Raw genomic sequence first — 22,388 nt, 5'->3', positions numbered from 1 at the left:
CTTCTCTCTTTCTTTATTCAACTTTTGGGTACAGCTCTGGATGTAAAAGATACCCCAACTTTTTTAGACCTTCTAACAGTCTCGGGGAGGGTCTACAATACAAATATTCTTCCAGCACATGAATTTTGGAGTTTCGAATTGCACGTAAGCCATCCGCATTTTCTCTCTTTTTCACAATCGCTGGATTCATTTTTTTCTCTTGTACACCAACCCATACCATACAGATTTCTTCTGGGTCCTTTTCAACAACTTCCTGCCAATCAACGGATATACTTGCTTGATCATAATCTGAGAATATATTTTCCGCCCCAGCAAGTTCACTAATAAAAGTAAGCCAGTTCTGCCCTCCAGGTGTAAAAATTGGCTTGGGCCACCATTCCCAATAAATTTGTTTTTTACGTGAGATGTTTTTAGCAATATTTTGGTAATAATCTATTGTTTGATAATATTCTTTATACGCATTATTCGCCTGTTCTTCACGGTTGATCGCTTTACCTACTGTTATTAAATCTTCCGCAATTTCATCTAAGGAATTCGGGTCTAAAATAATATAAGGTAGCCCTTTGCTGTCTAATTTTTCAATATTACGCTCCATTCCAGGTACACTTAAAGAAGCCAAAATCAAATCGGGTTTTAACTCCTCTACAAGCTCGATTTCTATATTTAAATCTCTTCCAACTCGTGGTAACGATTCAACTTCTATTGGCCAATCGGAATCATCATCAACTCCAACAACTAAATCCATTGAATCAAGGTATGCCATAATCTCTGTATTGCTTGGACATAAGGAAACGACGCGCATACAAACACTCCTTTAGAAAATACTTGAAGTGACTACATAGACTACAACAGTCACAATAACTACGAGCCATGCTGGTTGCTTATAAAACTGTAATAAAGCAAATGAAAATAGAGCAACTGCAAAATCAAGTGCACTAGATACTCCTGTTACAAAAATGGGTTGATAGAATGTAGCTATTAATATCCCAACAACTGCAGCGTTCACTCCTAGCAAACCTGTTCCAACATAAGGGATGGACCTTAGCTTTTGCCAAAATGGTAATATACCAATAATCAGTAAGAATGATGGTAAAAATATGGCGATAGTCGCTAATAACATGCCAGGGATCCCATGAATGACTGTACCTAGATAGCTAGCAAACGTAAATAGTGGGCCAGGCACCGCTTGTGCAGCCCCGTAACCAGCTAAGAATAATTCATCAGTAACTAAATTATCCGGCACAAGCTCACGTTCTAATAGTGGTAAAACGACATGTCCCCCACCAAAAACGATGGAGCCTACCCGATAAAAGGTATCTGCTATTTGAAGATAAATATTATTAAAAATTGAATTTAGTATTGGTAAAATTGCTAACAAACCAACAAATAAAGATAATGAAATCGCACTTACTTTCTTTGGAAGTTGAAATAGCGATTGATCTGTATTTGGTTGACTATGTTCGGTTAATAGAAAAGCTCCAACTAAAGCAGCGACAAGTAAAATAATAATTTGCACAGAAGCAAATGGAAATAATAACAATATAACGGCTGAAAACACTAATAAACCTTGTCTTTTACGGTCTGGAGCTAGTTTTGTTCCCATATTAAATATCGCATGAGCAACTACTGCTACAGCCACAACCTTTAATGCATCGATAAATACATTTTGACCTAAATCATATGTAACCACGTAGTAGGCAAAAACAGTTAGCGCAATGACCGAAGGAAGGGTAAAACCAATCCAAGCTAAAATCCCTCCTAAGATCCCGCCACGTAAAATGCCAATTGAAATACCTACCTGACTACTCGCAGGGCCAGGTAGAAACTGACATAAAGCAATTAGATCTGCATACATTTGATTTGTTAACCAATTTCTTCTTTCCACATATTCATTTTGGAAATAACCTAAGTGAGCAACAGGACCACCAAATGATGTTAAACCTAGGCGAAATGCTACAAATAAAATCTCTAAATACCTACTCACGTCAACACCTCATATATTCTTAGATGAAAAGAAAGAGGTGGAATAATGATAACCACCTCTTTCTACTAATTATAATTTAAATTGTTGTACTTGACCATGCAAGTCTTCCGCTAAATTCGCTAAATCATCAGCTGCACGTGCAATTTCTTCCATAGAGCTATTGGATTGCTCAATGGACGCCGCAGTTTGTTCCACCCCGGCTGCTGACTCCTCTGATATAGAAGCAATTTCCTCAACCGACTTATTCATTTCATTACTATCTTCCATTACTTCTTTTAAGTTGGCAGTGATTTCTTGAATTTTACTCACTACTTCATTAATTGAATCATTAATTTGAATAAATGTTTGTTGGGTATTTTTTATTTGCTCAGATCCAAGCTCTACTTCTTTATATCCCGTTTCCAAAGAACCTGTTACTTGTTTGGATTCCGTTTGGATCTTCCCAACAATTGTTGTGATGTCTCCTACAGAATTTCCAACTTGTTCTGCAAGTTTCCTTACTTCATCAGCTACCACTGCAAAACCTTTTCCATGTTCTCCAGCACGAGCTGCTTCTATTGCTGCATTTAAAGCAAGTAGGTTGGTTTGTTCAGCCACATCTTCAATTACTTGGACTAACTTTGAGATTTCTTGTGATTGGTCGTCTAAACCTTTCACTTTTTCAACAGCATCTTCTACTAACGTATGAATTTGAGACATTTGATTAACGGATTGTTCCATCAAGTCCCGACCTTCTCCAGCCATTCGAAGTACCTCTTCTGAAGCATCAGATACGTTTTCTCCACCTTCATAAGAAGTACGGACTTTAATAACAAACTGCTCCATCATCTCGGAAATCGATGATGCACTTTGAGCTTGTGTTTCAGAACCGGAAGAAAGCTCTTGCATTGTTCCTGCAATTTGTTCGCTACCTTCTTTTACTTCATTGGCAGATTGCATCATTTCTTCACTTTGACTTGAAACAGATTCAGAGGCAGTTGCTACCTTCCCAATCGTTGCTTTCAAGTTAGATTTCATAGCATTCATAGATGTTGCAAGCTTTCCAATCTCATCTTTTCCTTGATAGTTCATATCATCTACTTGTAAGTTACCGGTAGAGATCTCATCAGCAACATGAACTACACTATTTAGATTTGTACGTACCTTTCTGCTTATAAAGAATAATAAAATGGATGCAACTACAAGAGCAACGACTAAACCAATGATTAAGGCCGTTTGTACAGCAGTCATTGCTTGACGTGTTTCTCCAGCAGCCTGATCGTAGGCAGCTGTCACCTCTTCTCTTAATTGTTCAAGCATAGGACCAGTGTCTGTTCGTATCGTGTTAATTGTTGCTCTAGCTGCTAAGGCATCCGTTTCATCACGATTGCCAACCGCTGGGATAATCTCACCTTCAAACAATTCGTCTACCTGATCGTTATTAGCCAGAATCTCATCTAATACAACTGACTGATCCTCTGATAACCTTGGACGTATGTAATTCGCTAATTCCATAAACTCTTCATTCATTTCACGGTATTCATTCGAATAATTGTTCGTTTTAAAGGTTATGAAATCACCTACACGGATATCTTTACCGTTAAACAATGATTCCATTTGACCAATCACAATAGCTCGCTCACTACGCCTATCCTGTTGATCTACTGTATCATTCGCTGTTTCTGTTAAGAAAAATATAAGTCCAGATACTGCAGTAAATAATAATAAGGTAATGCCAAAAACAGTACCGTATTTTTTACCTATGTTTAAATTATTCCAACCGATACTTTTCTTCGACTTCTTTGATTTATTCTGTTGCTTATGTATTTGCTTATTCGATTTTTTCCGTCGAATTTTCAACACAAATCCCTCCCCAATCAAATTTTTAAAAATACTGAAAAATAATACTTTTAGATTAGCACAATGTTCGACATAATACAATGTGCTTATATCATAATTTACATACTCTTAAGACGTTAATCCCAATAAATTGACTTCATATATACTTTTTGAGCTAAAATTTTTTCTAGATGTGACTTAAACTTCAATATCTTTGTACTTTGAAGCGGAATCGAAGTACGAAGGGTAAGATACCCACTCTGTTTTGTCAAAGCGTGGTCTACGAGAATAACTGGTTTCTTTATAACGGAAAAATGAGATCGTAACAATTTTTTTACATCTTCATATTTGCTATTAACTCCTGGCCCTTCTTGAAAAAAGCTAATACTCTCTTTCAAATGCAAGCTGGAAGTATAATAAGTCTTTAGAAATAGATCGTTGTCATATTTCGATAAAACCGTTGTAAATTTAGATTTAGGTACTTGCTCCCATAATTTTGATCCTAATCGATAAATATTAATTCCCTGCTTTTTTTGTTCGTGCAATTTGATATCTTCCTTTATATATAAATAGGCATCTCTTCTCCCAACTAGTTCTAGTAACTTTTTTTGAATAATGGTCGCATAACCTTCATTTAATAAACTAGTGCAATGAATCTTTGCAAAAAATCCCGCTTCCTCCATACAGTATAATATAATCTCTCGTTTCCAAGCTTCGTTTATAAATCCTTCCTTCATAAGAAAAGAAAGCACTTCATTCTCTATTTCCATTTCGCTGTTAACATGTGAAAAAGAAATGATCGCCCTTATATGTAAAAGAAAATCGCGAATTTCGCGAAATGGTATATATTGATGTATGTTGAAGAATTGGTGATCTGCTTTCTTTCTTATAGTAAAAAACGCCTTGGTGGTTTGCTGTAATAGTTCATGATGTCTTAAGAAATCTGCGTGTCCAATCACATGTGCGAGAATCCACTTTTTTTGTTCCTTCCGTAAATTCTTCCGTAGATAGGCTATTGGATATGGTCGAGGCTCAAAAAGCTCCATCACAATGTCGGATGACGGTGTTTTAGAAGTTGCTGGAATCCACTTCGCTTCATATCCCCTTGCTTGAATGGTGATCAGTTCTTGATCAGATAATTCTTTCACACGAAAGGGAACTGGGTTCAACCCTACTTCACTTGCTTGGTCCATCAATTCTTGTAAAGAATCCTTTCCCATCATTGCCCCACCTCTTTAATAAATTATCGGATTTTCTTCGCTATATAAAAAAGGGTAGCCTTAGCCACCCTTTTTTCTTATCTTTCTAAATTAGGAAAAACTCTTTCGATCATCTGGTTAAATTCTTCAAAAAATCCTTCCACAGGATCTCCTTGACGAACCTTTGTTGCATAATCATCCATCATATTTCTTAAATCGGGATTTGCAGAAACATAAACGTTTTCAATATCATCTTTTTCAGATTGAACGGCTTGAGCTACTTCTTCTTTCGTACGATCGTTTATTTCATCATCATTATTATTGTTATGAAGCACAACTGTCACATATGCATTATTTTGACCAGTTAAAACATACGCACGTTCTACTTCATCTACTTGATCAGTAATTTCATCTGCAACTTCTTCTGCTACGTCATAGTCTCTTGTACCTTGGTTATTTTGATTTGTATTTTGTGTGGTGTTATTCATGTTGTTATACTGTCCATTACGATTCATTTGCGTGTCTTCATCGCCATAACGAGTTTGCTGATAATCCGTTTGATCACGGTCGCCCATCAAATTCGTATCTGCATCTCCAGGCTGACATGCTGCTAATGACAAAGTTAAAAAGATAGCACTAGGCAAAATCATGATGCGCATACAACCGCCTCCTTTCCATCAGAATATATGATTAGTATGGAAAGGTTTTGGTCAGAATATGCTTAAATGTAATTAGTAAACGATACCAATACGCTTTAATCCCTTCTTAAATCAAACATTTGACGTAAGGAACGATCTAATGGACTAACCTTTTCGATTGTTTCTTCTAACCTGTTCATGTTTGTGGTGGCCAACAACTTTCCGTCTTGTAAAATCCACATAGAAGAGGCCAGTTGTTCAATGACATTCCAATCATGAGAAACAAACACGAAAGTCATACCTTTCGTGTTTAATTCTTTAAGCCAAGTAAGCATGTCATATTTTGCAGCTAAATCGACTCCCACAAAAGCTTCATCTAAAAAAACGATGGAAGGCTGATGTACCATCCCTACTGCTAAATTAACTTTCCGCTTATTTCCACCACTTAAGTGTTTAACCTTTTTCTTTTTTACTTGATCTAAATGGAGCGCAGATAACATATCTCGGATAAACTCTGTCTGTCTTGTCTTTGTCAATTTCATATATAAATTTACGTTTTCTTGCACGGTTAACTCATCATGCAAAGCTATATCTTGGGGAATGTAGCCAATTGGATTTGATCGGGTACGATTATTTAACGTACAGGTACCCTCATTTGCTTTTAACAAACCCGCCATTATTTTTAAAAGTGTTGATTTGCCAGCACCATTGGGACCAAATATACACACAGAGTCTCCGTATCCTACAGTGCTATTGATCTGGTCTAGAATTATTTTGCGTTTGTACGTATAGGTTACGTTATCGACATTCAACACTACAATCGCCCCTTTAGGGTAAATTTAAAATATATTAAAAACTTTTACGTGAGTAACCACACAGGAATAAAGATTTTATACAGAGGGTGGTCATGAATTAGTTGTGACTGAATCAATAATGCCATTACAAATGATGTACTTCCGTAAAAAATCACCAGACTCGCGAATAAGTATCTGCTTTTCACATAATTAAAAAGAATTATATAAATCAATAAAGATAAGACAATGCATATGCAAAATATTATGAATGACCCTTGCCAGCTTATAAAGGCGGAATCATAGGAATTGGAGATAGTGATCGCGCCACCAAGAAAGGCAAAGATTATAAGGCTAGTCAATATAAACCATGCACTCACAACGATCTTTTTCCCGCTAGAAATAGGAATCAACCTTTCTAAAATTCCGATTTCTCGCCACTTATAAAGAAAGTTCACAAAGAAAATCAGCATTAACCATGTGTAAAACCAGAGAATTAGTGGAAAGAAACTAGCTTGTTCATTCGTATCTTCTACTTGCGCCTGTCCATCGTAAGCTCTAAAATCGATCGTAAAAATCGGTTCTGGCTCAAAATACTGCAATCCGTGTGCATAAACTTCCTCCCACGTTGCATCAGTATGTTCTTGAGTGACCATATTAGCGGCTTCAGCACGAACAACATCTTTAATTATGGTAGAAGCTAGCTCTTCTTTAAAAAGACCATCAAACATGCTATTTTCATTTCGATGCCATGTAATCAAATGATCTGAATCACCTTCTGCAATTTTTTCTTGCATGCGATCAGAGAATTCGAAAACAGCTTCTACTTCTCCCCGTGCTAATTCATCAAGATTCAATTCTTGTTCATAATAAACAGTAAAGGCCTCTGATTGAGATACTTCTTCAAAAACCTCTTGAACATAGGACTGTTGAGATTCATCAACTATAACAATTGGTACCGATACTTCACTTGCAGTCTCTTCTGTTAACGGTATAAGAATCAAAAAGAATATAGAAGGTATAAGCAATACAATCACCCATAAAGCCTTCGTCCGAATCATGGATTGGATTATATTAAACATGACTCTTCCCCCTTGTGAAAAGGAATGGAATCAAGACCATTACAACTACCATTAATACCATTCCACCTAGTCGATCCCAGGCAATTGACTCACCTACAATCACAGATACAAATTGAGCATAAAATAAATCAAAAGGTACCCACTCACTTCTTAAAGTTTCTGGTAAATACATCGGAGGAATAATCATCCCCATGAGCAAGCACGTAATAAACCCTATGCTACCAAAAAGTAAAGTCGACATCGCGGAAACTTTCACAAAATACTCGCATAATACCAACAATCCAGCAATCCAAAGAGCAACGAACATCCAAGAAATAACTAGTCCTACTTGTATGGGCACGTTAAATGGGAATGCGAATGGAATAATAAACGCATAAAAAAACAAGAATAAACATGCGACTAAACTTACATGGACCAACTTACTAACCAGTTGCACTCTATCGGTTACCCCAATAGTATGAAGTCGGTTTTTTTGTTCTTTTAATTCGTTCGTTTTAAATAAGAAAGCGTATAAAGAGATGGAAGACAATAATAATATCATAACAATGGCAAGGTATAGCTGTTGATTCCAACTAAGGTTATTTGTCTCATGATTAGACGTTGACTGAAATAAGTCATTTCTACTTAGTGCTAAAAACGTATAATGAACTGTTAATTGCTGAATCCAATTCGAACGATCCTGATCAGAAGCCAATAAATCCGATAAATAATGGTTTACCGTGTTCACGCCACTTTGAGCTGCTGTGATATACGTTTCTCCACTAGCCAACAGTACATAGGTAAGTTGAGATTGAAATGGAAGTTGTTGGTTTAAATGAACGATAATGGACTCATTATTTCCAGACCTTAATTGCTCTGTAAAATTCTCAGGTATATGTACAATGGCAGCATTTTGTTCCTCTTCAGCTTTTAGAGATTCCACCGACTGATGATGATCTCGTTTGAATGTCAAATGATTTTGCAAGGTCTCATCAGATTCAAGTTGACTTATTAACATTTCCGTTTCAAACGTTTGGTCTTCGTCATTCACTGTAATATTTATATTTGTAATTTCATCACCTAGGCTTAGGTAAATCACGAATCCTATCATTCCTATTAAAGCTAATGGAAAAAGTAATGTGAATATAAAAAGAAGCGGCTTCTGAATAATTCTTTTCCATTCATAATGTATTAAATGAAAAATCATATTCAGGCCGCTCCTTTCGAGTCACTTCTGTAATGGTTGTAGAATTAAAATGGAAATAACGAGTCAACAAAATCATCATAGTACTCAGTAGCATGTAGCTGTATTTCCGTCATGAATGTAGTCAATTCTTCCTGTGAATATTCATTAACTAATAATACAGATTCCGTATCAAATTCAGGCATTTCTACTTCATCACCAAAATAATAATCTTGAGCAATATGAATCTCAAAACGATTCATTTCGTCTGTTTCACTGTCATTAAAATGCAGTTGAATCTCATAATTTTCACTCGTTAAGGAGTCGTCACGCTCTAACGACTGTTTCACCCTACCATTAATGGAAGGGAAAAGGGATTGCAACATATCCGATTGTAATGAAAAGCTAGTATTAGCCAAATTATTGTCATATAAAGTGTCAGCCGTTAATTGAACAGACCCAGATTCTTCATGCTCATAACCGAGAGTTAAATGGCGATCCACTTTATATCCGTCTTCTTCCTTTTGTCCGTTTACATCTAACTGAAGAGTTACAAAATTATTAGTGTTTAAATCTTCTAAGCGTAATCTAGAATCTAGTTCATAAGCTTGATCTTCATACAATGTTGTGTCCGCATTCCAATCAATTTGATACAATTGATCTTCTAAAGCGGCATTTCCTGATAATTCCCTGTGTGCTACATATTCATTACTGTAATAAGCTTCATAGGTTAATCCCTCTGGAAATGTGATTTCATGTAATAACTCAGTAATAGCTTCTTCATTCCCTGGTATACCAGCAGTTAACTGTGCTTCATATTCATTTAATAACCCTCTAAACAGGGAATTTGCTTCTTCTTCTGGTATAAAAACAGAAAAACGGGCAAGTGTTTCCTCACCATAGGTTACATCCTCTTCTGTTTCAATTTCAAACTCCCCCATAGCATCTCTAAGGCGATTCACTATGTCTTCTGATAACCCGTCTTCAGATTGGGAGACAACATTTTGCTCTTGTTGCATCTCACTAATGTTAGGGATTTGTTCAATGACAGGGGCTTCACCAGTCGTTTGTAGAAGTTCACCTACTTTATTATTTTCAATACCAAATGGCTGATTATATAATATTGGTGAATCGAAAGCAGAAATTCGTTGGTCTTGGTATAGTTCTCCAGAAAATAACTCCGTTGCTTGAATTCTCATTCTAAGATCCATAAGTGTTTGATGTTGATGGGGATTCATATATGTATCTACCTCTAAAGTTGTTCCACCAATAAATGATTGAATCATTGAAAAAATCATATTATCTTGTGCGAAATTGTCATTTGCCAATTGCATGTCACCAGTAATAACAGATTCTTGCATACTCATTTCATTTTGAAGTTGTGACCTTAGTTCATTCTGTTCTTTTTGATGAGAAGCGGTTGGCTCGGTTATATGTGCAATAGTCTTTTCTTCTGCCTCACGATATTGAACCAATGGATGGTTCACCACAAAATATTGATAAGCTAAGGCGCCTCCTGCAGTAATAATCGCTAAGAATACAGAGACTACAATTATAATTTTTTTCTTACTTCCTCCACCACTAGACATAGTCTTCCCTCCTATAGATGGACAGTTATCGTATTATCATATGTACTTATACTTTGTTTTAGAACTATAATTGCTATTCTAACACAAGAAAAATAAAATGGAGATACGATCTTAAATATTTTATAATTCGAAGTACTTACTATAGATGAATCAGTTAGATCGTATAGGCAAGCATTCATCCGCTTCTAAGGGGCACCAACAATATTAACAATGATCATTAAAAGTGCCTACAAATAAAAAAACAGACCTTTTTGTTGGTCTGCGTTAATCATTAGCATTATTTTCTTTTTTCTTTTGTCCTGGCGGTGTAAAGTCTTTATCCTTACCTGAATTTCCAGGTGGACCTTCTGACTTGTCTTTCTCTTCGTCTTGATCAGTTGAATCCTTTTTTCCATTATTATGATCTTTAGACTTTCCCTTTTTGCTTGGATGGTTCTCATCCTTATCGCTATTATTGGATTTTTGGTTGGATGGGTGGTCCTCATCTTTATCACTATTATTCGACTTTTGATTGGATGGATGGCTCTCCTCTTTTTCACTATTATTCGACTTTTGATTGGAAGGGTGATCCTCATCTTTATCACTATTGCCTGATTTCTTATTGGAGGGGTGGTTTTCATCCTTTTCCCTATTATCTGAATTTTGGTTGGATGTTTGTGGTTCATTACTTTCTTCTTCAGCAACAGTAGGCTCAGGATCTTCTTCATGATCTACTGTTTCTTCCGTAGTTTCGGCATCACTAGAATAATCTTCTTCAGCATTTATTTGTTCTTCATTTTCCGAATCAAGAAATCGATTAAGTGCATCGCGCGTTTCTTCTTCCACATTGGAAAAGTTCATTTCTCCTTCTCCATCTTCTGGGTTCTCCATCAATTCATTGGCAAATACCGAATTCATCGATGATTCCAGTTCTATTGATTGTTCTCTAATATTCTTAGGTACCTCAAATAAAGACAATTTTCCATTTGAACCAAGTTGGTCACTTAACGTTTCAGAAAGGAGATCCAGAGCTTCTTGGTCGGTATCAAGCATTCGCTTAACGAAACTAACACCAAATAGAATATCTTGATCTTCTGATATAAAACCTAATTCCTCACTTGTATCTATCAACCCTTTGGAAACAAATTCTAACGACCTGCCTTTCCATTCACTCATTTCTTCCAACAGTTCATTTCCGTCATCATTGAGAGCATGGGCGTGAATAACTTTGTATCCTTGGTCAACTTGAAGTTCGATACTTGGATTAATATCAATATTTACATAGGCATATGTTTGGTCCTGAGACATCCATGTGTAAAATGGTATAATAAGGGCAAGACATAGGACGATACTCAGTATTGCTTGCCACTGTAAACGTCCACTGAACCAAGAAAGGATTCGGTCAAGTGAAAAAGATGCTTGTTGCTTAGGGTCAAATACAATTTCCTCACCAACAGCAACTTCTCGCTCTTGTTTCGTTTTATAGAAACCACCATCACGAGTCATTACTATTGATTTTTTTCTTTTTTGCTCCACGACAATTCCCTTTTCCATTTTAATTCACCCCCTCTACATATTCTCGTAAGTACACAAAGTCCTCTGAAAACAGAACAAAGATTGCTAATATGTACCTTCGATTTCTTTCAATCGTTTTTTTACTCACATTGACATGAGGTTCAATCTTTTTGATAGGTAATCTTTTTTGTTCCAGCACATAATCTCTAATTTCATCATTCTCATATACGAAACGTGCAACCTTTTTAGCTGATTCTTTTGCATCTTTATGTTTGGGACAAATATCTACCAATTCTTGAAAAGATAATTTATACTCTTTTAACTTCTCGTTGTACTCTTCAATTTCTACTTGTCTGTACCAGCTTTGTTGATCGAGTTCGTATGCTTCTTTTGAAACATTTGCCAATCTCCAGTCAGCACTAGAGGTCATCTCCTCATCACTACCATCATCCAATGGTATGTATGTCATTTCATCTGCTTCACTTCGGATGTAGTCAATCACTCTACGAGAGATAACAAGACGTGCGAATGTTAAAAATGAACTGCCTTTTTCTTCAGAATATAAATTGATTGCATCGTTAAATGCCATCAGACCTATACTATATTCGTCATCTCTTTCTGCATCAATGTAACGTTTACAAACTTTTGATACAGCTGTTGCTATAAATGGCTGATAATTTGACAACAGATGATGACGGGTTTGTTCGTCCCCGTTCTGAATAGCATTGATTTGCGATTCGAGGGACGCGCCTTCTGTTTCTTTACGACGCTTCAGCACCCCTCATCACCCCCAACTATTATAAATTTCGTTATTCCCCCCTCTTTTATGGGTGCAAACGATTAAATGTTACTCATTTTCTGATTTTAAATAATAAGAATCGATTGGAATGGACAATCCGATTCTACCGTGTTCCTCATCCTGTCTTGTTGCATAAATTACAGCAATCACTTCTCCATCTTGATTGATTACCGGACTACCACTATTGCCACGGTATATCGGAGCGTCAAGCAATAATACTGACCCTTCCACACTACTTGAACTTGCTTCGCCTATGATTTCACCTTGATTGGCGATGCCACTGAATCCTAATGGGCTACCTATAAAGTAAAATGGTTCTTGAGGTAAATAACTCGTCTCTTCTGCGAGTTCTAAATAAGGATGTCCATCTCCTTCTATTTGAAGAAGTGCTAAATCAATTTCTGGGTACTCTTCTACTATTGTAGCATCAACTGGACCCTCATCGGCTAGATAAATCCACAATTGCTCTCGGTCATCGATTACATGTTGATTCGTAAGCATATATCCATCTTCAGAGATTATGAAGCCTGTACCTGTACTTACACCGGTGTCAACTGTCACAATCGACTCACGATATTCTTGCACATCCTCATCCAACATAAGCTCGGCTGATGTTCGAATGAAATCAATTGCTGGCAAGGAAAAAATTGATGGCAATGCAGCTGCAATATTAAAAAATAATAAAAATGCGATAAGCCAAAAAACCCACTTCGGAAAGGGGCGTTTTGGCTTTTTTTCTTCTTCTAATTCTTCTTGTTTTTTTCTAGCACGTTCTTCTTCAATCAATTCACGCATTTCATCTTCATCTAAGTCTTCATACAAATCTTTATCTATTATATCTTTATGTTGATTATCACTCATTGCCATACCTCTCCCACTGGGAATTAGAAGATGCTACTAGTTTTTTTACCAAGTTGCATTTGATACATCTTATAGTATTCTCCACCAGTATTCAAGAGACTTTGGTGGGTACCTTGTTCCATTATTTCCCCTTGGCGTAAAACAAAGATTTGATCGGCATCTTGAATCGTCGATAACCGGTGTGCAATAACAATCGTTGTTCTGCCCTCTTTTAAGACTTTTAGAGCCTTATGGATCATTGCTTCGGTTTCTGTATCAATGTTTGCAGTAGCTTCATCTAATATCAGTATAGCAGGATTAAATGCAAGTGCACGAGCAAATGATAATAATTGACGCTGACCTGTTGAAAATTCCGATCCTTTTTCTTTTACAGGTTCATCATATTGATTAGGAAGTTTTTCAATAAACTCATCGGCCCCAACTGCTTTTAAAGCTGCAATTGCTTCTTCTCGCTTAATCGCTGGATTATTCATCGTAATATTTGAAAGAATGGTTCCAGTAAAAATATAAGGATCTTGAAGAACGATTCCCACATGCTTCCTCGCTTGCTGTCTACTTAACCGTTGAATATCTATGCCATCAATATATATCGTTCCTTTCGTAGGATCATAAAAACGGAAAAGTAAGTTCATAATTGTACTTTTACCAGAACCAGTATGACCCACAAAAGCTGCAGTCTCTCCTGCTTTAATGTCGAAAGCAATATTCCGAAGTACCCACTGATCCGTTTCATAGGCAAAAGAGACTTGATCGAATTGAATTTTCCCATAATAACGTTCAATCGGTAAATTCTCTACCTTTTCCCCAGGTTCATCTAACAGTTCGAAGACACGTCTACCGGCTACTCTAGCTTGTTCCAATTGCTGAAGCTGACTTACAATCTGGTCCATTGGTTCAAATAAACGCGTAAGATAATCGACAAATGCATAGAGTACCCCTGCGGTGATGACTCCTGTGCCATCTAACGAGATACCACCAAAATAAATAATAAACACTACAAAAGACGTGTTACGTAAAAAATCAACTAAATTAAAGGCGGTAAGTGCCGTGAAAGTATTCATTTTCTTTTGATACGTGTAATGGTGGTGATTTAATTGTTCAAACTCTCCAGTCATTCGATCAACTTGGTTATATGCTTGAATCATCGACATACCTTGAATAGATTCATTGATATTTGCGTTAATATTACTATTTGTTTCTCTAATTTCAAGGTTGTATTTTCCAGCAATTCGCTTATATAACCGCATGATTCCATACAATATTGGAATAAGAATTAAACAAATCATAGCTAGTTGAACGTCTAAAATAAACAAAGCAATAAAGATTCCCAACATATAAATAAATCCTGATGCAAACACTTCCAATACTTTCACATATAACTCTCTGATTGCTTCTGTATCATTCGTAATTTTCGCAACAATTTTACCTGCTGGTTGATTAACAAAATAATTAACGGGTAATCGTTGCACGTGATTAAATACATCTAAACGCATATTTCGAATAATTCTATTTGACGCATGCTGTAGCAAGTACGTTTTATAGTACAAAAATACCGATGCGATTAAGATTAATACCATGTATAAACTTAACCAAAAGATAATGGAAGAAATCTCCGGCTCAAAAAACGGAAATACCTCCGAAGTCGCTAACTCCTTACCAGGAACAGCAAAGGTGGCACCGTCTAACTCAAACACAATCTCCTCTGAGCCCGCCTCCACTAACCGAGCCTGAGTAGATACCGCATCCTCTGCAAAATAAAAGTTTAATCCGTCTTGATAAAGCGTTACTTGATCTGTATCTTCGCCACCTGAAGCACGACTTGACCTGATATAGTAATCACCTTCAAATTCCACTTCTCCAGTAAATTCATCCGTTACAGCATACTGACTCGCTACACCAACAATATGATCATCAATTACCTTCTTAGCAATTAAAGGGCCACTTAACTCTAGGCCAACAGCAATGATTAAACAAATCAATCCAATAATAATAATTTTCTTTACAGTTAAAGCATAACGATAGAGGCGCTTTTCCGTTGATGATTGTTGCATCTTATTCGCCCCCTTCCATTTGTTGCTTGATGAACTGACGGTAATACCAACCTTGTCGATCCATTAATTCCTGATGCGAACCATGTTCTACGACTTCCCCGTTTTCTAACACCAATATTTGATCAGCATGTTTAACAGCGGATAAACGGTGAGCAGCAATCCAGGTCGTTTTGTTGGAGCGCTCTTCGATTAAATGCTTGATGATTTTTGCTTCCGTCTGCCCGTCTACAGCCGATAAGGAGTCATCTAAAATGAGCCATTCCGGTTGTCTAATGAGAGCTCGCGCTAATGATACACGTTGCTTTTGACCTCCCGATAAAGTGACACCACTTTCTCCTACAAGTGTTTCTAATCCATCAGGTAATTGCTCGATATCCTCTTGAAGGGATGCCAATTTTAAAATATGCTTCATTTCTTGTTCGTCGATTCCATCACTACCAAAGGCAATATTATCCCAAACCGACTTTGAAAAAAGCACATGATCCTGCGGCACATAACCAATCCACTCACGAGTTGTTTCTAAAGAAATGTTTTCTAACGGTTGATTATTCACTTCAAGGAACCCTTGCTGAGAAGCGGGGTATTGTCTTAACAATTGTCGAATCAAAGTTGTTTTTCCTGCTCCTGTCTTACCTACGAGACCAACCGTTTCTCCGCGCTTTACTTCCAGGTTTATGTTTTTAAGTGCTTGATCTGAAGCGTTCGGATAGGCAAACGATAGATTTTGAAATCGGATCACATTTGGCTGATCAATTTTTATTGGTTTATCTGGATCCTTTACATCCGCCTCGTGCGACAATAATTCATCCGTACGATCTAAGGATGCATTCCCCCGCTGCATGACATTGATCAACTCTCCCACTGCGAACATTGGCCAAATTAACATTCCTAAGTAAACGTTAAAACTCACCAATTGACCAATTGTAATACCACCTTGCATCACTAAATAAGAACCAAATCCAAGGCCAACTGTGTAAGATATCCCAACTAATGTTTTAATAGTAGGTTCAAATAAAGCATCCATTTTAGCAACATGCATATTTTTTTCAAAAACATCTTCAGCCTTTGCTTCAAACCGACTTACATCTTCACGCTCTTGGACAAATGCACGTATCACCCGTACTCCTTGGATGGATTCCAACGTATCATTATTTAAATCACTAAAAGCTGTCTGGGCTTTCATAAAACGCTCATGAATCGCTTTTCCGTATTTTTGCATTAATAAAGCCATGATAGGAAGTGGAATTAAGGCGGCAAGTGTTAACTGCCAATCAATTAAAATTACCATCATTAAAACAATTAAAAACATAAAAACGGTTGCGTCTACTAATGTGAGAATACCGAATCCTGCAGTTATTTGAATTGCCCGTAAATCATTAGTAGATCGTGCCATTAAATCTCCTGTGCGATATCGACCAAAAAATGTCGGTGTCATTCTCATGAAATGACTCATCAATTTAGAACGCATCTTTCTTTCTAGTAAGAGAGCACGACCGAATAATGTATAGTCCCAGTAAAATGAGATCACATAAATTGCCACAACTAATGAAATAAATATGAATAATAATTCCATAAAACGTTCTTGGGTCAGTTGGTTAAACTGAATTAAATCAATAGCTTCTCCAATTAAGATCGGAGGAATCACTCCTAAAATATTCACGATGATTAATGCTGTAATAGCTAACGTATAACGCAACCATTGTTCTTTAAAATACCAACCTAATTTCCTGAAAACAGATATCATTTAAATCTCCCCCTTTCCTATTTACAAGAAATTCTTTACCCACCTTCTGTCCGCTGTCTCTTACGAACTAATTGCAACTGTAGTCGAATCATTTTTTTCACTCCTTTTCTCGTTTTATATTCAATGGAAAATGCAATCATCTGGATCCCTCCTTTGTATAGGTAGATGTAACGTATACTGTAAAATGAGATAAAAAAACACACTAGACCAATAGCCAAGTGTGTTCATCAAAAAAAGCCGCAACATACTAATGTATGCGCGACTTTACACGTTACGTCCTATATTTTTAAATAAAATTAAGAATAATAGGCATAAATCGGCAAGGTCGCATTCATATCATATTTAATTCCGCGTGTTTGTAGTAAATTTAATGTCATAGTCAGCAACCTACCTTTCTCCTATTTTCTTTTCATAGTATATACTTAAATTTGGAAAACAACAACCTCTTTTTTCAAAATTGTTTGTAAAATCTTTATTCGAATGTTACGACCGGCATTGGGTGTTGTTTTAATAAATTGGCCATATAGATGGTGTGATGAGCTAGCCATTTGACATGACTCTTTGTAAATTCATTTTCTATCCCGTTTGCCTCAATAAATGATGGGCCAGGTCCTGCCTCTCCAACCCAATACGCATCCACGTTTGGTGGTATAACAAAACCTATATGTGACATGCCATATAAGATGGAGCGTGCAGCATGTTTTGCTCCGTCCTCATTTCCAGTAATCACAGTACCTGCTACTCTATTTAAATAGATCGGATTGCCATCATCATCCTTTAATGTACTACTTCCATACAATCTTTCCATAGCAACAGTTGCTAGACTACTTTTCTCACCCAACCATACCGGTGTACCTAGAATAACGATATCCGCTTTTTTCACTTCTTCTAAAATTTGTGGCCACTCATCTCCATCCCCTAGATCATCAGCTATTCCATATTTAATATGATAATCGGCTAAGCGAATAGATTTGGTTTCGACGTGATGATTCGTATAAATTTTTTTCACTTCCTCAAATAGTGCGTCTGTATTTGATTCCTCTTCGCTAGATTTCAAGGAAGCATTTAAAAATACTGCTTTTAATACACTCATAACATTTCGCCTCTTTTCCTTATTTAAGAAATCATATTCCCTTAAGTGAAACGAGGTAAACGAATGGTTAACGGGTCAACTCAAGAACTGTCACCACTAAAAGTGTAATAAATAGTAAGGATATAAAAATAATCGATAAAATTCGGGACACATTCACTGTTACTTCTTTCTTCCATTTGACAGGTCGAATTCCTGTAAGAATAAATATAACTACCGCGCTTAATAAAATACAACTAACATTTGTCGTAATTAAAAGCAATGCTCCATACGTATCTGCCCATCTCGCTTGTCCGATCGACATTCCAAAAGTTACACAAGGTGGAAGAAGTGCAACAGCAACCATCACACCGATTAACCCACTAGATACACGGTTAATAATCGATAAAGCTCCAGCCGCGCCTGATGCAAGTGCCAACATAAAATCAGCAAGTGTCACTTCCGTTCGCATTAAGTATTGCCTTGTATCAAGTATTTCTTCAAAGAAAAAGCCGAAAGTAATAGCAATCACAGTAACAATAATAAATCCAACAAACAATGATAATCCAGCTCGGTATAGTCGTTTTCCATCACCTAAAACAGTCGCAAATCCGATAGAAATGGCTGGCCCAATCAAAGGAGCAATCGCCATGGCTCCAATTACAACAGCTTCACTATCCTTCATAAACCCAGCAGTTGCGACGATTGCTGAGAAAATAATTAATAAGGTGTAATTCATATTGAGCATACCTTTTTGCTCCATAATATGTGTTAATTCTTGTCTGCTAGCTCGCAATAGTTTCTTTGAGCTATTTTGATCAGACCCTTGCTCACTGTCACCATCATGTTTGGAACGCTCTTTTTCAATCGTCTTACGAGAAAAATACGTATGCACAGGAGATAAGATCGTTTCAAACCCTTCCGTAAGCGTAGAAATTGCTTCTAAATAGTCCAGTACTTCTTCTACATCATCATCCGCTACGATCATTCGAATTAAGTATCTTGTTTCTAGTTCATTTTCCTTCCATGCCCCTCTTGAGGAGAAATCTTTTAATACTTGTTCCACGGCATCATAGCGATCTTTCGGTATATACACTTCTACTAATTGCATGAAACTCACGTCACTTTCATTCAAATCTTATTTATTCATAGTATTTACATAAAAAATATTTTCCATCACATACTACCTAAGAAGATTAGATGACATTTCACCCAAGGGGAGAGTCCTATGAGAAGAAGAACAAATAAATCAAAAGGTATTTTTCCTTGTCAATTAACGGAATTAGAAAAGAAATTACATGAAGATTACTTTCTGGATTCACCTGATTTAACAACAAAACAAATCGATTTTGATAATAAATCCTGTGTTATTTTGTATTTAAACCACATGGTGCGCAAACAATACTTATATAACCAATTAATTAAGCCCATCCAATTTTCCACGACTGCTTCCTATGAGCAATTTAAACGAATCGTTCCGGTTGCTGGAGATGAAGCACTAAACACTTTAGATGCTATTGGAGAAGAGTTAATTGGTGGCGCAGCTTGTGTTTATATTGAAGGGGAGGATTACGCACTTACCTTTCCAGTACCAAAGTTAGAAAAAAGAAATCCAGAACGAGCAGAAGCAGAGTCATTAATTTTCGGTCCTAAAATCTCTTTTACAGAATCGTTAGATACGAATTTAAATATCGTGCACTGGCGTATGGATACAAAAACGTTAAAAGTCGAAAAATTCATCATTGGTAACACTGTGCCAACTGAAGTGCGGTTAATTTATTTAGAAGAATTAGCAAACGAGGATAATGTTATCGAAATGAGGAGGCGGTTAGAAGAACTCTCCGTCGATGACATCATTGAAAGTTCTACTTTAACCCAATATATTGAGGATAATTCTTATACGATCTTTCCTCAATTTCTCGTTACCGAACTGCCAGATCGATTTTGTTACAGCCTAAAAGAAGGAAAGTTAGGATTGTTAGTAGATAAGAGCCCCACTGGTATAATAGCTCCCATTAATTTTTTGAGCTTTTTTGAATCAACGGAGGATCTATACACTAGATGGAGCATGGGTTCGTTTATCCGGGTAATGCGGATCGTTGCTATGTTTATTTCAGTGGTGCTTACACCTTTATATGTTGCTGCATTAACCTTTCATTACGAAATCATACCAACTGCGTTACTTGTATCACTCGGACACTCGAGATCGCGCGTCCCCTTCCCCCCTTTAATAGAGGCGTTTGTATTAGAAATTTTAATAGAACTCGTACGTGAAGCTGGTGCTAGGCTACCTACTAAGGTCGGTCAGACCATGGGTATTGTTGGTGGGATCGTAATCGGACAGGCTGTTGTGCAAGCTGGATTCACAAGTAATATTTTAATCATTATTGTCGCACTAAGTGCCCTTGCCTCATATACTGCACCTAGCTATTTAATGGGCTCTGCTATACGGATTATTCGCTTTCCAATCATTTTATTAGCTGGAATGTGGGGCTTTATCGGTATCATTTTCAGTTTATCTTTTATTGTCATTCATTTAATTAAACAGCGTTCTCTGAACCGTCCATATTTTGCACCTATATACCCTTTTCAACCAAGAGACGTAGATAACTCACTAATACGACTACCGTTTTTGTCCAGTAATAAAAGAGCTTATTCCGGCTCACCTAAGAAAATTACTCGCTTTAAGAAACCAAATAAAAATAAACCTAAAGATATCGATGAGTAAGGTGGATCTATGAAAACACCACTACAAATTCCAATAGATAAAAAAATAAAAGCGGTTTATCTCTTGTTAATCATTCATACGATGCAAGTTGGTGTGGGAATCGCTGGACTTCCTCGGTTTATTTTTGCGGAAGCGAAACAGGATAGTTGGATTTCTTTGCTACTTGCTGGAATTATCATTCATATCGTTGTAGCAATTATCATATTTGTTTTGCGTACCTATCCTAATACGGACCTACTTGGTGTATTGTCATATTGTTTTGGAAATATATTCGGTAAAATACTTGGAATGATCTTCACGTTTTATTTTTTCCTCGTGTTTTTGAGTATTCTTTTGAATTATGTAGAGTTCGTACAGGTGTTTATTTTCCCAAGGATGCCTTCTTGGTTTATTTCTTTATTGTTAATATCACTAGTTTTCTATGCAGTTTACAGCGGCTTGAGAGTAGCAGTGGGTACGTGTATTGTATTCTATTTCGCTACGTTTTGGATTGCCCTTTTACTTATAGAACCAATCACAATGATTGAATTTGACCATTATTTCCCTATCTTTCATGCTTCACCTACGGAAATATTAGAAGGTGCTAGAATTACTACTTATTCACTATTAGGCTTTGAGTTGCTTTGGTTGATATATCCTTTTATCCAAGACCAGCGTAAAATCGGTAGGTACGCCCAAGGGGCCGTTGCCATAACGATTTTATACGGATTATATGTCGTGATAGTTTCTATAGGATATTTTAGTGCAGATCAATTAGAAGAAAAGATATGGCCCCTTCTTACAATGTTTAAGATCTTATCGCTTCCAATGTTTGAAAGGTTCGATATCTTAGCAGTTGCTTTATGGATGATGGTTATTCTCCCTAATCTAATTATGTTTGCCTGGATGATCTCTTATAGTTGTAAACGTGTTTGCGGTTTCAAGCAGAAACATTCTTTAGTTGCTTTCCTCCTAGTTGCTTTAATTATTTCAAGCATTGTTCAGAAGAGAGAGAACGTAAACGCATTCACTACCTTTATAGGTGAAATCGGTTTTGGGTTTGGAATTCTCTTTCCACTGCTCATTCTTCCGTTTGCTATATTCCATCGTTGGAAAGGAAAGAAACAATCATGAAACGTATCCTTCTTTTTTTTATAATAGGTAGTTTGATGTTCTCCTCTGCTTGTGTGGAGGAAAATTTAATTGAAGAATTGGGAATCGTGACTGCCTATGGTTTTGATTTTAATAAAGAGACTAATGAATATGATGCAACCACCGTTTTATATCAATTTAATCCAGATATCACCGATGCCTCGCAGATTATTAAAAGTAGTGGCCGTACGTTTCAAATGGCAAAATCTAAGGCAAATAAAAAAATCGGGATATAAAATTGTAAACGG

General features: G+C 36.6%; 19 protein-coding genes. 3 read left to right on the top strand and 16 right to left on the bottom strand.

Annotation, left to right across the window (positions count from 1 at the left end; translation table 11 throughout):
- Positions 1–13: 13 nt before the first annotated feature.
- The 16 genes from G532_RS0105125 to G532_RS0105045 form a co-directional block, all read right to left on the bottom strand.
- Complete coding sequence (locus tag G532_RS0105125; protein ID WP_027963826.1) at positions 14–802, bottom strand: cobalamin-binding protein; 789 nt, start codon at positions 800–802, stop codon at positions 14–16.
- A gap of 12 nt (positions 803–814) precedes the next feature.
- On the bottom strand, positions 815–1,984 hold the full coding sequence (gene chrA / locus G532_RS0105120) for a chromate efflux transporter (RefSeq protein WP_027963825.1): 1,170 nt from the start codon (positions 1,982–1,984) through the stop codon (positions 815–817).
- Between the two features lie 69 nt (positions 1,985–2,053).
- Positions 2,054–3,823, bottom strand: a complete 1,770-nt coding sequence (locus G532_RS0105115; protein ID WP_051189067.1) for a methyl-accepting chemotaxis protein — start codon at positions 3,821–3,823, stop codon at positions 2,054–2,056.
- Between the two features lie 116 nt (positions 3,824–3,939).
- Positions 3,940–5,022 (bottom strand): SpoVR family protein, encoded by a 1,083-nt coding sequence (locus G532_RS0105110; protein WP_027963823.1) that lies wholly within the window; start codon positions 5,020–5,022, stop codon positions 3,940–3,942.
- Positions 5,023–5,099: 77 nt separating this feature from the next.
- Positions 5,100–5,660 (bottom strand): YhcN/YlaJ family sporulation lipoprotein, encoded by a 561-nt coding sequence (locus tag G532_RS15600; RefSeq protein ID WP_051189066.1) that lies wholly within the window; start codon positions 5,658–5,660, stop codon positions 5,100–5,102.
- Positions 5,661–5,755: 95 nt separating this feature from the next.
- Positions 5,756–6,454 carry an ABC transporter ATP-binding protein gene (locus G532_RS14805; protein WP_051189065.1) on the bottom strand — a complete coding sequence of 233 codons (699 nt, stop codon included), beginning with the start codon at positions 6,452–6,454 and terminating at the stop codon, positions 5,756–5,758.
- Positions 6,455–6,498: 44 nt separating this feature from the next.
- Positions 6,499–7,512 carry an ABC transporter permease gene (locus G532_RS0105095; RefSeq protein ID WP_027963822.1) on the bottom strand — a complete coding sequence of 338 codons (1,014 nt, stop codon included), beginning with the start codon at positions 7,510–7,512 and terminating at the stop codon, positions 6,499–6,501.
- The gene (locus G532_RS0105090; protein WP_027963821.1) at positions 7,505–8,698 is read right to left on the bottom strand and encodes an ABC transporter permease; all 1,194 of its coding nucleotides are present in this window, start codon (positions 8,696–8,698) and stop codon (positions 7,505–7,507) included. Before G532_RS0105090 ends, G532_RS0105095 begins: the two co-directional genes overlap by 8 nt.
- Before the next feature lie 44 nt (positions 8,699–8,742).
- A complete protein-coding gene (locus G532_RS0105085; RefSeq protein ID WP_027963820.1) occupies positions 8,743–10,263 on the bottom strand; it encodes a DUF6583 family protein in 1,521 nt (506 codons plus the stop codon).
- A 264-nt stretch (positions 10,264–10,527) separates the two neighbouring features.
- Positions 10,528–11,796 (bottom strand): anti-sigma factor domain-containing protein, encoded by a 1,269-nt coding sequence (locus tag G532_RS0105080; protein WP_027963819.1) that lies wholly within the window; start codon positions 11,794–11,796, stop codon positions 10,528–10,530.
- Position 11,797: 1 nt separating this feature from the next.
- Positions 11,798–12,535: an RNA polymerase sigma-I factor gene (sigI, locus tag G532_RS0105075; RefSeq protein ID WP_027963818.1), complete on the bottom strand. Its 738-nt coding sequence runs from the start codon at positions 12,533–12,535 to the stop codon at positions 11,798–11,800.
- Between the two features lie 69 nt (positions 12,536–12,604).
- Positions 12,605–13,417: a S1C family serine protease gene (locus G532_RS0105070; RefSeq protein ID WP_084500555.1), complete on the bottom strand. Its 813-nt coding sequence runs from the start codon at positions 13,415–13,417 to the stop codon at positions 12,605–12,607.
- A 23-nt stretch (positions 13,418–13,440) separates the two neighbouring features.
- Positions 13,441–15,468 (bottom strand): ABC transporter ATP-binding protein, encoded by a 2,028-nt coding sequence (locus G532_RS0105065; RefSeq protein WP_027963816.1) that lies wholly within the window; start codon positions 15,466–15,468, stop codon positions 13,441–13,443.
- 1 nt (position 15,469) lies between these two features.
- Positions 15,470–17,212, bottom strand: coding sequence for an ABC transporter ATP-binding protein (locus G532_RS0105060; protein ID WP_027963815.1), 1,743 nt, complete (start codon positions 17,210–17,212; stop codon positions 15,470–15,472).
- 472 nt (positions 17,213–17,684) lie between these two features.
- Positions 17,685–18,305, bottom strand: a complete 621-nt coding sequence (locus G532_RS0105050; RefSeq protein ID WP_027963814.1) for a flavodoxin family protein — start codon at positions 18,303–18,305, stop codon at positions 17,685–17,687.
- A gap of 67 nt (positions 18,306–18,372) precedes the next feature.
- Positions 18,373–19,392: a TIGR00341 family protein gene (locus tag G532_RS0105045; protein ID WP_035512593.1), complete on the bottom strand. Its 1,020-nt coding sequence runs from the start codon at positions 19,390–19,392 to the stop codon at positions 18,373–18,375.
- Between the two features lie 117 nt (positions 19,393–19,509).
- Here G532_RS0105045 and G532_RS0105040 point away from each other — a divergent pair, with 117 nt between their 5' ends.
- The 3 genes from G532_RS0105040 to G532_RS16180 are packed head-to-tail and all read left to right on the top strand — an operon-like array spanning position 19,510 to position 22,376.
- Positions 19,510–21,009: a spore germination protein gene (locus G532_RS0105040; RefSeq protein WP_027963812.1), complete on the top strand. Its 1,500-nt coding sequence runs from the start codon at positions 19,510–19,512 to the stop codon at positions 21,007–21,009.
- 9 nt (positions 21,010–21,018) lie between these two features.
- Entirely contained in the window at positions 21,019–22,122 is a 1,104-nt protein-coding gene (locus tag G532_RS0105035; protein ID WP_027963811.1) for a GerAB/ArcD/ProY family transporter, read from the top strand.
- On the top strand, positions 22,119–22,376 hold the full coding sequence (locus G532_RS16180) for a Ger(x)C family spore germination protein (protein ID WP_027963810.1): 258 nt from the start codon (positions 22,119–22,121) through the stop codon (positions 22,374–22,376). Before G532_RS0105035 ends, G532_RS16180 begins: the two co-directional genes overlap by 4 nt.
- The last annotated feature ends 12 nt before the right edge of the window (positions 22,377–22,388 follow it).

This window comes from Halalkalibacillus halophilus DSM 18494 (assembly GCF_000423105.1).
GTDB lineage: Bacteria > Bacillota > Bacilli > Bacillales > Alkalibacillaceae > Halalkalibacillus > Halalkalibacillus halophilus.
This window is presented reverse-complemented; position numbering and strand designations above follow the sequence as displayed.